This is a genomic window from Lentzea roselyniae (genome assembly GCF_039537795.1).
Classification (GTDB): Bacteria; Actinomycetota; Actinomycetes; order Mycobacteriales; family Pseudonocardiaceae; genus Lentzea; species Lentzea atacamensis.
This window is the reverse complement of record NZ_BAABBE010000006.1, coordinates 268,825-282,098: the sequence shown is the minus strand read 5'-3', so window position 1 is coordinate 282,098 and position 13,274 is coordinate 268,825. Positions and strand designations below refer to the sequence as shown.

General features: G+C 70.0%; 14 protein-coding genes. 4 read left to right on the top strand and 10 right to left on the bottom strand.

Going from position 1 to position 13,274, the window contains the following annotated elements:
* Window positions 1-4 precede the first annotated feature (4 nt).
* The 5 genes from hemC to ABFX45_RS13380 all read right to left on the bottom strand — a co-directional run bounded on the left by hemC (window position 5) and on the right by ABFX45_RS13380 (window position 5,350).
* Window positions 5-940, bottom strand: coding sequence for a hydroxymethylbilane synthase (gene hemC / locus ABFX45_RS13400; RefSeq protein WP_109629020.1), 936 nt, complete (start codon window positions 938-940; stop codon window positions 5-7).
* Window positions 937-2,253, bottom strand: a complete 1,317-nt coding sequence (locus ABFX45_RS13395; RefSeq protein ID WP_109629022.1) for a glutamyl-tRNA reductase — start codon at window positions 2,251-2,253, stop codon at window positions 937-939. Before ABFX45_RS13395 ends, hemC begins: the two co-directional genes overlap by 4 nt.
* A gap of 37 nt (window positions 2,254-2,290) precedes the next feature.
* On the bottom strand, window positions 2,291-3,043 hold the full coding sequence (locus ABFX45_RS13390; protein WP_233439086.1) for a redox-sensing transcriptional repressor Rex: 753 nt from the start codon (window positions 3,041-3,043) through the stop codon (window positions 2,291-2,293).
* A 165-nt stretch (window positions 3,044-3,208) separates the two neighbouring features.
* On the bottom strand, window positions 3,209-3,751 hold the full coding sequence (locus ABFX45_RS13385) for a fasciclin domain-containing protein (protein WP_109629026.1): 543 nt from the start codon (window positions 3,749-3,751) through the stop codon (window positions 3,209-3,211).
* Window positions 3,752-3,880: 129 nt separating this feature from the next.
* Window positions 3,881-5,350: a molybdopterin-dependent oxidoreductase gene (locus tag ABFX45_RS13380; protein ID WP_346130017.1), complete on the bottom strand. Its 1,470-nt coding sequence runs from the start codon at window positions 5,348-5,350 to the stop codon at window positions 3,881-3,883.
* Between the two features lie 66 nt (window positions 5,351-5,416).
* Between ABFX45_RS13380 and ABFX45_RS13375 the strand changes: the two genes are divergently transcribed.
* Complete coding sequence (locus tag ABFX45_RS13375) at window positions 5,417-5,779, top strand: hypothetical protein (protein ID WP_211337097.1); 363 nt, start codon at window positions 5,417-5,419, stop codon at window positions 5,777-5,779.
* A gap of 4 nt (window positions 5,780-5,783) precedes the next feature.
* Here the strand turns inward: ABFX45_RS13375 and ABFX45_RS13370 are convergent, their stop codons facing one another.
* From ABFX45_RS13370 to ABFX45_RS13360, 3 genes are read right to left on the bottom strand one after another with little or no spacing between them, the layout of a single operon-like run.
* Window positions 5,784-6,680, bottom strand: coding sequence for an HAD family hydrolase (locus ABFX45_RS13370; protein ID WP_109629031.1), 897 nt, complete (start codon window positions 6,678-6,680; stop codon window positions 5,784-5,786).
* A gap of 41 nt (window positions 6,681-6,721) precedes the next feature.
* Entirely contained in the window at window positions 6,722-7,795 is a 1,074-nt protein-coding gene (locus tag ABFX45_RS13365; RefSeq protein ID WP_346130014.1) for a DUF5667 domain-containing protein, read from the bottom strand.
* A gap of 54 nt (window positions 7,796-7,849) precedes the next feature.
* On the bottom strand, window positions 7,850-8,422 hold the full coding sequence (locus ABFX45_RS13360) for a sigma-70 family RNA polymerase sigma factor (protein ID WP_233439087.1): 573 nt from the start codon (window positions 8,420-8,422) through the stop codon (window positions 7,850-7,852).
* A 210-nt stretch (window positions 8,423-8,632) separates the two neighbouring features.
* Here ABFX45_RS13360 and ABFX45_RS13355 point away from each other — a divergent pair, with 210 nt between their 5' ends.
* Entirely contained in the window at window positions 8,633-10,108 is a 1,476-nt protein-coding gene (locus tag ABFX45_RS13355) for an AMP-binding protein (protein WP_346130011.1), read from the top strand.
* A gap of 3 nt (window positions 10,109-10,111) precedes the next feature.
* Window positions 10,112-10,348 carry a glutaredoxin family protein gene (locus ABFX45_RS13350; RefSeq protein ID WP_109629040.1) on the top strand — a complete coding sequence of 79 codons (237 nt, stop codon included), beginning with the start codon at window positions 10,112-10,114 and terminating at the stop codon, window positions 10,346-10,348.
* A gap of 1 nt (window position 10,349) precedes the next feature.
* On the opposite strand, the gene ABFX45_RS13345 is transcribed toward ABFX45_RS13350, so the two are convergent.
* Entirely contained in the window at window positions 10,350-11,000 is a 651-nt protein-coding gene (locus ABFX45_RS13345; RefSeq protein WP_346130009.1) for an ArsR/SmtB family transcription factor, read from the bottom strand.
* Between the two features lie 65 nt (window positions 11,001-11,065).
* On the opposite strand from ABFX45_RS13345, the gene ABFX45_RS13340 reads away from it, so the two are divergent.
* The gene (locus tag ABFX45_RS13340) at window positions 11,066-12,340 is read left to right on the top strand and encodes an isocitrate lyase/PEP mutase family protein (protein ID WP_346130007.1); all 1,275 of its coding nucleotides are present in this window, start codon (window positions 11,066-11,068) and stop codon (window positions 12,338-12,340) included.
* Here the strand turns inward: ABFX45_RS13340 and ABFX45_RS13335 are convergent.
* The gene (locus ABFX45_RS13335; protein WP_109629046.1) at window positions 12,309-13,268 is read right to left on the bottom strand and encodes a lysophospholipid acyltransferase family protein; all 960 of its coding nucleotides are present in this window, start codon (window positions 13,266-13,268) and stop codon (window positions 12,309-12,311) included. The two genes, ABFX45_RS13340 and ABFX45_RS13335, sit on opposite strands and share 32 nt — an antisense overlap.
* Window positions 13,269-13,274: the final 6 nt, after the last annotated feature.

Below are 13,274 nucleotides of genomic sequence, written 5' to 3'. Positions count from 1 at the left end.
TCGATTACGCCTCTGGGCCGCTGAGCACTGCGGCCCCGAGGTCGAGCAACTCGGCGGCCAGCGCCCGGCCGAGTCCCTCAGCTTCGGTCAAGTCACCGGTGGCGGACGCACGGAGGAGATCGTTCTCCGGCGTCGCGGCGACCCCGCGCAGAGAAAGCCGGTACACGACCTTCCCATCATCATCGAGGTCTTCCACCACATCGGCCAGCGCGCCGACCGGCGCGCTGCAGCCCGCCTCGAGCGCCGCCAGCATGGCGCGCTCAGCGGTCACAGCGGCCCGGCTGGCCGAATCGTCCAAAGTGGACTGGATCAGGTGCTCGGCGTCGACGTCGTCGACCCGGCACTCGACTGCCAACGCGCCCTGTGCGGGCGCGGGAAGCATCTGGATGGGCTCCAGCGTCTCGGTGATCTCGTCAGCGCGACCGAGGCGCGCGATGCCGGCACGGGCCAGCACCACGGCGTCGAGCTCTCCACTGCGGACCTTGCCGATGCGGGTGTCCACGTTGCCGCGCAACGGAACGACGTTCAGCCCGAGGCCGAGCGCCTCCAGCTGGGCGGCGCGGCGCGGGGACCCGGTGCCCACAGTGGACCCCGGCAGCAGCTCGCCGAGCGTGAGGCCGTCGCGCGCCACGAGGGCGTCACGCGGGTCCTCGCGCTGGGGCACCGCCGCGAGCACCAGACGGGGGTCCGGCGCCGTCGGGAGGTCCTTGTAGGAGTGGACGGCGACGTCGATCTCACCGTTCGCCAGCGCGTCGCGCAGGGCGGACGTGAAAACGCCGATGCCGATCTGGGCGATGGGCGCGTCGGAGAGGTCACCCGGCGTCTTGATGACGACGATCTCGACCTGTGCTCCGGCAGCCTTCAACGCCTCGGCGACGGTCCCCGTCTGCGCGAGCGCCAGTGCGCTGCCACGGGTACCGATCCGTAGGGTGCGGGTCACCGCGTTTCACCATCCACTGAAGACTTCTTGGTCTGGCTGACGACCCCAGGCGTCTGGGGGTCGAGCCCGAACAGTTCGCGGAGAGCCTCCGCGTAGCCGGTACCACCGGGCGAGGACGCGAGCTCCTTCACCCTGACGGTCGGCGTGTGCAGGAGCTTGTCTACAACGCGGCGCACCGTCTTGGCCAATTCACCGCGTGTCGCGGCGTCCAGTTCGGGGAGTCGCGAATCAAGGCGGAGCAGCTCGGCGTCGACCACCTCGGCCGCCCGCTTGCGCAGCGCCGTGACGGTCGGGGTGACCTCGGCGGAGCGCTGGCTCGCGAGGTAGGCCTTGACCTCGTCGGCGACCAGCTGGGCCGCCAGCCGCGCGTCGTGGCCCGCCGGGGCGTCCGAGAGGCGCCGCTGGAGCGTTTCCAGGTCCACCACACGAACGTTCGCCAGCTCGGCCGCGGCCGGGTCGACGTCCTTGGGCAGGCCGAGGTCGCACATGACGAGCGGGCGCGACCGCGTGCTGATCATGTCCGCGCGGACGACGGTGTCGACCGACCCGGTGCACGCGAAGACGATGTCCGCGAGATCGATTTCGCCGGCCAGGTGACCGAGGTCGACGGCCGTCGCGGGGACACCGTCGGCCTGCAGGGACGTGGCCAACCGCACACCGTTGGCCTGCGTCCGGTTGGCGATGACGACCTCGCCGATGCCCGCCCTGCGCAGGTGCGCGGCGGCCAGGCCACCCATGGCACCGGCGCCGACGAGCAGCGCGCGCTTGCCCACGAGGGTGCCCAGCGCGGCCTCGGCGTCGCCGAGCGCCTCGGACACGACCGACGCGCCCGCGTGGTCGATGCCCGTCTCGGTGTGCACGCGCTTGCCGACGCGCAGCGCGTTCTGAGTGAGCTCGTGGACGGTCCTGCCGACGGTGCCCGCCTCGTCCGCCGCCGCGTACGCACCGCGCAGCTGGCCGAGGATCTGGGACTCGCCGACGACCATCGAGTCGAGGCCCGCCGCGACGGAGAACAGGTGCTCCACGGCCGCGGCGGCGTAATGCACGTAAAAGTGCTCGTAGAGCGACTGCGGGTCGACCTGGGCGTGCTGCGCAAGCACGTCGACGACCTCGGACATACCGCCGTGGAACGACTCGACGACGGCGTAGACCTCGACCCGGTTGCAGGTCGACAGGACCATCGCCTCGGAGACGCTGGGGGCGGCGAGGAGCTGACCGAGAACCTTGGGCAGGTTCGACTCGGCCACGGTGACGCGTTCGAGGACCGGGACCGGGGCGGTGCGGTGCGACAGACCGACTACGAGCACACTCATGCACTCACCACGTCTGCCGGAGCCGTCTGGCTCACGCTCACGGGCGAATCACCATCCCGTCCACACCGAGTCCGTTGCCGACCGAGACGCTGGCAGCCTCGTCCGCACGTCGAGCGACGTGGAACGACAGGATCTGCATCTCAACCGCCAAGTCAACCTTGCGCACCTCGACGTTGTCTGGAACCTGAAGGACAACCGGTGCAAAGTTCAGAATGCACTGGACGCCCGCAGATACCAAACGGTCGCAAACCGACTGAGCGGCGGGCGGCGGCGTCGCGATCACGCCGATCGAGACCTCGCGCTCCAGGCAAACGGCGGTGATGTCGTCGATGTGACTGACCGGAATGCCCCCAACAGGCACTCCGATGAGATCGGCGTCGACGTCGAAGAGAGCGGTGACCGGAAAGCCGCGGCCGGGGAACCCTCCGTAGTTGGCCAGAGCGTGACCAAGGTTACCGATGCCGACGACCGCGACGGAGTGGTTGCGGGTGAGCCCGAGGATGCGCTCGATGTGGCTCACGAGGACCTCGACGTCGTACCCGACACCCCTCGTGCCGTACGACCCGATGTAGCTCAGGTCCTTGCGGAGTTTCGCCGCGTTGACGCCGGCGGCCTGGCTCAGCTCCTCGCTGGAGACGGCCGTCACGCCCTGGTCGGCCATGCCGGACAACACGCGGAGGTACACGGCGAGCCTGGCCACGGCCGCCTCGGGGATCGCGCGGGCGCGCTCCCTGTCGGCAGGCTCCAGAGGGGTGGCGGTCGTCTCACCTTCGCCCCGCTGTGATGCCACGCTCTCCGACCTCCGGGTGTGCTTCACCGCAGGGACCCCGCGGCGTTGGTGATACCCACACCGTACCGCTTGTGAACGCATGCACAAAGTCGGCGCTTTCGACCCCCGAGACCAGTGACAGCGCTGGTCACAGGGCGTGACCAGCGCTGTCACGGCTCTTGATCACTACGGAGTGAGCACCTTGCCGATCACGAACACGGTGGCGTTCTTGGTCGGGATGTTGCCGCACAGCACCGGCGCGCCGTTCACCGTGAGGTTGTCACCGGATCCCGCGATGGTGACGTCCTGACCTGCGAGCGTCTTGACGGTCTTCGCGGCCTCCAGGCCCTTCGCGTCGTAGCGCATGGGCACGACGTGGTACTGCAGGATCGGCGTGAGAGCCGCCGGGTTGCCGGCCAGCTCCTGGAACTTGGCGTCGCCCAGCTCGGCGAAGGCGGGGTCGGCCGGCGCGAACACGGTGATCGCCTGCTGCGAGTTCAGCGTGTCGGCCAGGTTGGCCGCCTTGACCGCCGCGACCAGCTTGGTGAGCAGCGGGTTGTTGCTCGCGGCCGTGGCCACCGGGTCCTCTGCCATGCCGTTGAGCGAGCCCTTGCCGTCCTGCGGAACACCGGCACATCCGGGACCGAAGACGTCGCTCGTCCTGGTCATGCCCATGGCGGCTTCGCTCGTGGTGGTCGGGGTGTTCGTCGCCGTGCTGGGCTGGTCCATGCCGCTGCAGGCCGCCAGACCCGCGATTGCTATCGCAAATACACCTGCGAGGGTCTTTCGCACTTTCGATCACTCCCTGAATGTTCTGGACCTGTCTGCCCAACATTCGGAGTGGATCCGGATTTGGTTCTAACCGACGGTGAAAGAAATCGAATGCCACCCGGTGGCGCCATCCGGAACGGGGTCCAGCCGCGCCTGATCCTGGGTATAACCGCTTTTGTCGGTGGCCCTGCACTCGACCGTGTGACTACCGGGCTTCAAGTCCAGCTCGATCCGCCACATCCGCCACGTGCTGTCGCTGACGTCCGCGCCCAGCTCGGCTTCCTGCCACGGCCCGCCGTCCGCCCGGACCTCCGCCTTGGCCACGCCCTTCGGCTGCGCCCACGCCGTGCCCGCGACGACAGTCCTGCCCTGGACTTTGCCCAGTCCCTTGGGCCGGTCGATTCGCGACATCGTTTTGATCGGCGCCCTCGTTGCCCACCCACGCGGAATCCAGTAGCCCTGCTCTTTCGCGAACGTGGTGACGTTGAGATCGGTCACCCATTTGGTCGCCGAAACGTAGCCGTACAGCCCCGGCACCACGAGCCGCGCGGGGAATCCGTGCTCCGCCGGGAGCGGTTCGCCGTTCATGCCGATCGCGATGAGGCCGCGCTCGAGGACGTAATCGAGCGGACTGCCTGCCGTGAAGCCCTCGTCGCTGGTGCTGAACAGCTGGTCCGCGCCGGCTTTCACCCCGGCTTCCCGCAGCACGTCACCGATCTTGATGCCGATGAACTTCGCGGTGGAGATGTACGGCCCGCCCACCTCGTTGGAGACGCAGGTCAGCGTGACGGTCTCCTCGACGAGGTCGCGCCGGCGGATCTCGTCGAACGTGAGGACCGTCGGCCGCTCGACCATGCCGTGGACCCTCAGGGCCCACTCCTCCGCACGGATGCGCGGGACGCTGAGCGCGGTGTCGATGCGGTAGAAGTCCTTGTTGCTCGTGATGAAGCTCGGGGTGCCGTCCCTGACGAAGTCGGCGTTGATCGGCACCTCGGGTGCCGGAGTCGCCGGCTTCAACTCGCCGATGGCCTGGCGCGACCCTTCGACGTCGGTGCGGCTCCCGAAGACCTGGCCCGCGATGCCCGCCACGGCCGCGAGGCCGGCGGTGACGAGGAAGTCGCGCCGGGTCTCGCTCTCCTCGGTCTCCTTGTGCAGGTGGCGGAACACGAAGACGCCCGCGGCGAGGCTCGCCAGCGGTGCGAGAACGCTGAGCTGTCCGGCGTCCGGCCTGTTCAGCACGGCCACGACGCCCACCAGGCCGAGCACGATCGCGACCACGGTGCCGGGGGTGGGCGTCGTGCGGCTGGCCAGGCCTGCCGCGACGCCGACGCCCGTGAGGACGACCGCCATGCCGATGAGCAGGACGAGCTTGTCGTAGGTGCCGAACGTGCTGACCGCGAAGTCCTTCAGCCAGGACGGGGTGAGGTCGATCGCGGCGTTGCCCACGGCCAGGTAGGGGGAGGCGGACAGGCCCACGAAGGCCGCCACCAGGTGCCCGGCCGCCAGCGCGGCGACGATCGCGAGCAGACCGGCGAGTGCTGCCTTGGCGGGCTTCATGCCTCTAATTCGACACCGATGAGCCCTTGGTTCGCCTGAGCTGTAAGGCCCTGGTAATCAGTTCACGTGACCGACTGGCCCGCCTGGGACGAGGGCGAGTACCTGGAGTACCTGGAGACCGAGCGGGCGCACTTCGCGTGGGCGATGCAGCACTACGGCGGCCTGCCCGCGGACGAGGCCCGGCAGGCGGCGGCCGAGTTCTACGAGTACGAGGCGCCGGACGCGCCGTTTCGCGGGCTCGTGTTCCACGATCTCGCCTGGAAGTGGGCGATGGAACGGATCATGGCCGACTGCGACCACCCGTGCTGGCGCACGCATCCGGTGCCGGAACCGCCGCCGGACTACCCCGGGTACATCGCGCCGGAGAGCGTGCCGCAGCCGACAGCGACCGAGCTGGACGCGCTACGGCGCAAGCTGCGCGGCACCTGACCTGCTACTTCACCCGGCGGCGGTACGCCAGCGTCGCCGCCACCGCCCCCGCCAGCGCACCCGCGCCCAGCACCGACGGCACGCCGATCTTGGCCGCCTTCCGCCCCGTTCTGAAGTCGCGGATCTCCCAGCCCTTGCGGCGCGAGATCTCCCGCAGCTGCGAGTCCGGGTTCACCGCCACGGCCGTGCCCACGACCGAGAGCATCGGGACGTCGTTCGACGAGTCCGAGTAGGCCGTGCACCGGCGCAGGTCGAGACCTTCCTTGGCGGCCAGCGAGCGGACCGCCTGCGCCTTGGCCTTGCCGTGCAGCAGGTCGCCCACGAGACGGCCGGTGTAGACGCCGTTCTCCGACTCGGAGACCGTGCCCAGCGCGCCCGTGAGGCCCAGGCGGCGGGCGATGATCTGAGCCAGCTCGACGGGCGTGGCGGTGACGAGCCACACGCGCTGACCTGCGTCGAGGTGCATCTGCGCCAGGGCCTGGGTGCCCTTCCAGATGCGGTCGGCCATCAGCTCGTCGTAGATCTCCTCGCCGAGCGAGACCAGCTCGGCGACGCTGCGGCCCGCCACGAAGGACAGGGCCTGCTCGCGGGAGGCCTTGACCGACTCCGGGTCCTCGCGGCCGCCCACGCGGAACTTCAGCTGCTGCCACACGAAGCCCGCCAGGTCGGACGACGAGAAGTACTTGCGCGCGGCGAGGCCGCGGGCGAAGTGGAAGATCGACGCGCCCATCATCATCGTGTTGTCGACGTCGAAGAACGCGGCCGCGGTCAGGTCTGTTGGCACCGCGAGTGAGGCTTCGAGCTCTGGCGCCGCGGCGGCAGCCTGCACCGCCGCCTCAGCCGATGCCTCGCCGGCCAGCACGGCCAGCCGGTCGGTCTCCACCTCACGCTTGCTTGCCATGTCACAAGCCTAGCGATCAGGCCGGACCGGAAACCCTCGACTCAGCCGAAGCTGATGCCGGGCAGCAACGGCAGCGAGATGGTGGGCAGCGGCAGAGGCAGCGGAATCGTGATTTCCGGCTTGCCGGAGGTCGGCGGCGTGGACGTGCCCGGCTGCGACGACGGCGGCACCGGGGTGCCCGGCTGCACCGGCTGCGCGGGCTGGCCGGACGGCACGGTCGACGGAGCGGGCTGGCCGGAGGGCGTCGGCGCGACCGAGGACGGGTCGCGGCGGGACGACGAGTTCGGGTCCGTCACCACCGAGGCGCACTCGTCCTTGGACGGCAGCGGGCCCAGCGTGTCGGAGGAACCGCTGACCACGGAGGCGCAGCCGGAGCGCGCGGCCAGGTCGTGGGCGCGCTGGGCGATGCTCGCAAGCAGCCACATCGTGGTGTCGGCGTGCGGTCCGGCCTCTCCTGGCAGGCGGGGGCGCAGCGTGCCGAGCTTCACGTACTGGGCCAGCGCCCAGTCGCGCAGCGCCGGCAGCGCCTTCTCGTCGGACGAGGTCGCGTACGTCGTGAACTGGCGGGCGCCCTCCACCGCGTCGGTGTTCAGGTCGGCCAGGGCCGTGAGCTGGGCGGACTCGCCGGACGCGCGGTCGGCCAGCGTCTCCATGTCGGTGACCCGGGACGCCGCGAACTCCAGGTGCTTCAAAGCGCGCGACTCGTCGTCGAAGGTCAGGCCGAGCGAGGCGCTTTCCGTGGTGCGTTTGACGCCGTAGAGCGGGTCTCCCGGGAGCGCGTCACGGCTGAGCAGCACACTCATGCCTCCGAGCGACATCAGCAGGCAGAGCACGGCGGCCGCTGCGACTGCTAATCGTGCGCGCGCTCCCACGCGTCTTACCGACGAGAGGACCAGCGGCTTCTCCGGCGGGGGCGCGGTCAGGATGCGCTGTTTCATGCGCGCACGGGTCTCGGCGTCGGGGCCGACGTCCATGCCCCTGAGCAGTTCGACGATCGCCAGGTCGTCGGCGAGATCGGAGTCCCTGCCGACCGGCTGCGGACCGCCTTCCACCGCACGAGCGAACCGCTCGTGCTCTGTGTGCCGCCACCGCGGTGTGCTTCCCTTACCGTCCATCTCAGCCCGAGTAACGAAGTTGATCTGCCTTGGGTTACGCCTCTGCGATCACGATCACCGCAACCACGACGGAAGAATCTGCGCGAGCCGCCGGACGGCCCGGTGTTGCAACGCCTTCACGGCGCCCTCGTTGCGGTCCATGAGCTGGGCCACCTCGGACACCGACTTGCCTTCGATGAACCTCAGCACGATGCACTCCCGCTGGTCGTCCCCCAACTGGGAGACGCAGCGGAGCAGCTCCGCGTTGGTCGCCTCGGTCATCACTTCCTGCTCGGGACCGCTCGTCTCCTCGCGGTTGTCCTGCAGCTCCGCCGTGGTGACCTCGAGCCGGTAGCGGCTCGACTTCACGTGGTCGAACACGATGTTGCGGGCGATCGTGACGAACCACGCACCCACGTCGCGGCCCTGGTAGCTGACCGATCCGATGCTGCGCAGCGCGCGCAGGAACGTCTCGCTGGTCACGTCCTCCGCGAACGCGCGATCGCCGCCCACCCGGAAGAGGACATAGCGAAACACCATGTCGACGTACTTGTCGTAGAGCACGCCGAACGCATCGGTGTCACCCTCTTGGGCGGCCTTGACGAGCTGCCACGGCTCGTCGGCGTCGTCGTGCTGACCTCCCGTCATGGTCCGGGTGGTCCTCATCGTGTTCGGTCGTGCCCGTGCAGTCATCGGCTGGCGGCACCTCCACAGAGTCGCCGTGGCGGCAGCATACGTGTTGTTACTCCGTAGTAGGTAGTTGACGGGTTGCGATGTGGAGACGTGCGAACCACGGCTTCGTGACGCGCGCCACGCGTGGAAGACTGCTCGAAGCGTTCAGTTGTTCATGAGGAGGCCATGTTGACTTCCGCTCGCAATGTCGCAGATCTGGTCCGTGCTTCGGCACAGCGGGGGCCCAGCCACGTCGCTCTGGTCGACGTCGCGAGCGGTTCGAGCCTCACCTGGGAAACCATCGACGGTGCGACCGACGCTTTCGCCCGCCGTTTGGCCGATTCCGGACTCGAACCGGGCGACCGAGTGGCGGTACGGCTGCCCACGAGCCCCGAGTTCGTGGTCGCCGTCTTCGGAATCCTGCGCGCCGGTGGCGTCGTGGTGCCCACCGGCCCCGGCAACCCGCCGCGTGAGCTTCAGCGCATCCTGGCCGACTCCGGCGCGACGCTCCTGGTCGGCGACGGCGAGGGGTCCGACGCCACGGTGCTCGAGCTTCCGGACGTGCGGGCCACCGCTGAGCCGTTCGAGGCCGTGCGCAGCGGCGAGGACCTCGCCGTGCTGGGCTACACCTCCGGCACGTCCGGTGTGCCGCGCGGCGCGATGCTGTCCCACCGGGCGCTGCTCGCGAACGTCTCGCAGTGCGCCTCGCTGCGCCCCGCACCCGTGACCGCGGGCGACCGGGTGCTGCTCGCGCTGCCGTTGTTCCACGTCTACGGCCTCGGGCCCGGTCTGCTGCAGGTGGCGGGCGCCGGCGCGACCGCGATCCTGCTGGAGCGCTTCGACGCCGACACGGTGCTGGACGTCATCGAGCAGCACCGCGTCACGACGATGGTCGGCGTGCCGCCCATGTACCGGGCACTGCTGGCGCACCCGGTCGAGGTGCTGCGCGAGAAGCTCGCCACGGTCCGGCTCTTCACGTCCGGTGCCGCCCCGCTCCCGGCGGAGGTCATCAACGAGATGCGCACCGCCATCGGCATCCCCGTCTTCGAGGGCTACGGCCTGACCGAGACCGGCCCGGTGCTGACGTCCACGCTGGTCGGCGGCGTGCCGAAGCCCGGCTCGGTGGGTCAGGCACTGCCGGGCGTCGAGATCCGCCTGGTCGACACCGACGGCTCGGTGCTCGACCTCGACGAGGACGAGCCCGGCACCGGCCTGGTGTCCGCGAAGGGCGACAACCTCTTCAGCGGCTACTGGCCCGACGGCGCCCACGGCCCGGACGCGTCCGGCTGGTTCCGCACCGGTGACGTCGGCTACATCGACGAAGACGGCGACCTGCACCTGGTGGACCGCGCGGGCGACCTGATCATCGTGAACGGCTTCAACGTCTACCCGCACGAGGTCGAGCAGGTCATCGGTGAGATGCCGGACGTCGTGGAGGCCGCGGCGGTCGGCGTGCCGGACGAGAAGACCGGCGAGTCGGTGAAGGTCGTCGTGGTCCTGCGCGACGGCGCCTCGGTGTCGCCGGAGGACGTCGTCTCGCACTGCGCGACCCGGCTGGCGAAGTTCAAGGTGCCGACGTCGGTGGAGTTCGCCCCGGCGCTGCCGCACTCGCCGACCGGCAAGCTGGCTCGCCGCGTCCTGCGCAAGCCGTTGGGAGCCTGAGCGATGCACCACGTGACCGTCATGAGCCGCGAGACGTGCCACTCGTGCCACGTCGCCGAGGCCGAGATCGAGCGGATCTGCGGCGAGATGGGCGCGACCTGGTCCGTCGAGGACGTGGACGCCGACCCGGAGCTGCGCGCCGAGTACGGCGACCGGGTGCCGGTGTTCCTGGTCGACGGCGTCGAGCACGGCTACTGGCAGGTGGAGGAAGACCGCCTGCGGGCGGCCCTGAGCAAGTAGCTCAGGTCAGGCCGAGCTCACGCCAGCCCTCGGCACCGGCGGGCGTGAGCACGACAGCGCGGGTAGTGCCGATGTGGCGGATCCACCCGCGCTCGAGGAACACCTCGCACAGGTGCGCCCCAGCAGCTCCCGCGAGGTGCGGCACGCGCTCGGTCCAGTCCAGGCAGGCCCTGCTGACCTGCCGTTTCGACGGCTCGAAGCCGAGCTCCTTCAGCCACACGATGCCCGGCTCGGTGACCGCGAGGTCGCCGGTCACCACGCCCAGGTCCAGCAGCCCCGACTTCAGCGCGATCCCGAGCTTGCCCGCCAGGTGGTCGTAGCAGGTCCGGCCGCGTGCCATCGCCTCCGACGCGGAAGCCGCCCGCAGCCCGCGCGGCTTCGGGTCCGGCCCGGCGAACGCGGTCATCGTCTCCAGCAGCTCGGCGACGTGCGGTCCCGCCAACGCCACGTACCGGTGCCGGCCCTGGCGGTGCTCCACGAGCAGACCGCCCTTGATCAGGCGGGTGAGGTGTTCGCTGGCCGTCGACGGTGCCACGCGGGCGTGCGCCGCCAGTTCGTTGGCCGTCCAGGCCCTGCCGTCGAGCAGGGCCTGGCAGAACGCCGCTCGCGTCTTGTCCGCCAGCAGCGCGGCGACCTGGGCCAGTGCCTCCATGCCAGTCATTCTGCGGCCGGAACACTTCGGCCCGCGCCGAAACGTCAGCGCCCTAGCGTCGAGTCATGACCGAAGAGCTGCTGAGCCTTCCCGTCCCGCACGTGCCCGCTGGCGACCGCGGCGTGTCCTGGCTGCGAGCCACTGTCGTCCGTTTCAGCAACGACACCGAGCACACTCGCAGGCGCGCGCTCACGACAAAGCTCATCGAGAACGTCCGGGCCACCACGCTCGGCGAGCTCGCCGACGCGCTGAACCTGCCCGGTTCGCTCGACGACATCGCGCTGATCGCGCCCAGCTACCAGCCGCACGAGCCGGTCACCGAGGCGGCCGACGCGGCCGTCGAACGCCTCGCCCACCGCCACGACGAGGAGACCGCGGCCAGGATCGGGCTGCTCGTGCAGGCCTGGTCGGCCACTCACGCGCTCGCCGAGCACCTCCGCACCGGGAACCCGGCCCCACCCGTCCCGATCACGCGCAGGGCCACTGAGGACGGCGTGATCGAGGTCAGCCTGGCCGGCCACCCGTTCGGACACGGCCCGCGCGCCTGCCCCGGTCAGCAGCTGGCCACCACGATCGCCAAGAACATGGCGTTCCGGGCGATGCACCACCAGGACGAGCCGCTGGTGCTCCCCAACGCCTGGGACTACGCCTCCGCGGCCGCTCTGCACGCCGCAGGTTTCCGCGCGATCGGCACGACCAGCCTCGGCGTCGCCGCCGCGCACGGCATCACGGACGGCATGGGCCTGGCCGGCGAGCAGACGGTGGCGCTGGCGTGGCTGCTGACAGACCTGCCGTGCCCGGTGACCGTCGACCTGGAGTCCGGCTTCGGTGCCGCACCGGCCGAGGTGGCGGAGCTGGTGGCAGGTCTCGGCGCGGCCGGCGTGAACCTGGAGGACGGCCGCCCGCACGGCCTGGCCACACCGGAAGAGCAGGTGAAGCTCATCAGCGCGGTGAAGGAACACGCGCCCGGTGTGTTCCTCAACGCTCGCGTCGACACCCACTGGCAGGGCATCGCGCTGGCCGAGACCGCAGATCGCGCGAAGAGGTACGTGGACGCGGGTGCGGACGGGATCTTCGTGCCGGGACTGACCGAACCTCGTGACATCGAGGCGTTGGCGAGCCTGGCGCCGTTGAACGTGCTCGCCCAGCAGCGCACACCGGCCGAGCTCGGCAACCTCGGCGTCAAGCGGATCAGCACCGGCTCGCTGCTGTTCCGTGCCGCGCTCCAGCACACCGTCGCGACCGCGAAAGCGGTGCGCGACGGTGGAGTCCCACAAGCGTTCAGCTACGCCGAGGTGCAGGAGCTGATCAGCCCAGGAACACGTTCCGACGCTGGGTGAGCAGCCGGTACAGCGTCTGCTGGATCGTCTCGCGGACCTGGTCGGTGAGGTTGAAGACCAGCATCGGGTCGTCGGCCGCGTTCTCGCCGAACACGTCGGTGCGGATCGGCTCGCCGAACTCGATGTACCACTTGGACGGCAACGGGATCGCGCCCAGCGGCCCGAACAGCGGGAAGAACGGCGTCACCGGGAAGTACGGGAAGCCGAACAGCCGCGCGAGCGCCTTGATGTCGCCGATCATGGGGTAGATCTCCTCCGCCCCGACGATCGAGCACGGGATGATCGGCATGCCCGTCTTCAGCGCCGCCGAGACGAAGCCGCCGCGGCCGAAGCGCTGCAGCTTGTAGCGGTCCTTGAACGGCTTGCCGATCCCCTTGAAGCCCTCCGGCCACACGCCGACGAGCTCACCGGACGACAGCAGCCGCTCGGCGTCCGGGTTGCACGCGAGCGTCTGGCCGGACTTGCGGGCCAGCGCGCCCAGCAGCGGCGTGCGGAAGACCAGATCGGCACCGAGCATGCGCATGTGCCGCTGCGCCGGGTGCTCGGCCGCGATGCCGTAGGACGTCATCAGCGCGTCGAGCGGCAACGTGCCGGAGTGGTTCGCCACGATCAGCGCGCCACCGGCCATCGGGATGTTCGACAGCCCGATCGTCTCGACCCGGAACCACTTCTCGTACAACGGCTTCAGCGGCGGCATCAGCACGTTCTCGGTGAGGTCGCGGTCGAAACCGAACTCGTCGATCTGGTAGTCGCCGGCGATCCGCCTGCGCGCGAACGACAGCAGGTCGGCCAGCCTGCGTTCCCAGTCCGGTGTCTCGGACTGCTGCTGCGCGGGCTCGGGAACCACCTCGACGTGGCGCGATCTGCGCGCTGCGTCACGCTCCGGATCGTGCAGCGGGATAACGCGTGCTCCTGCCACTGCGTTCATCTCCTC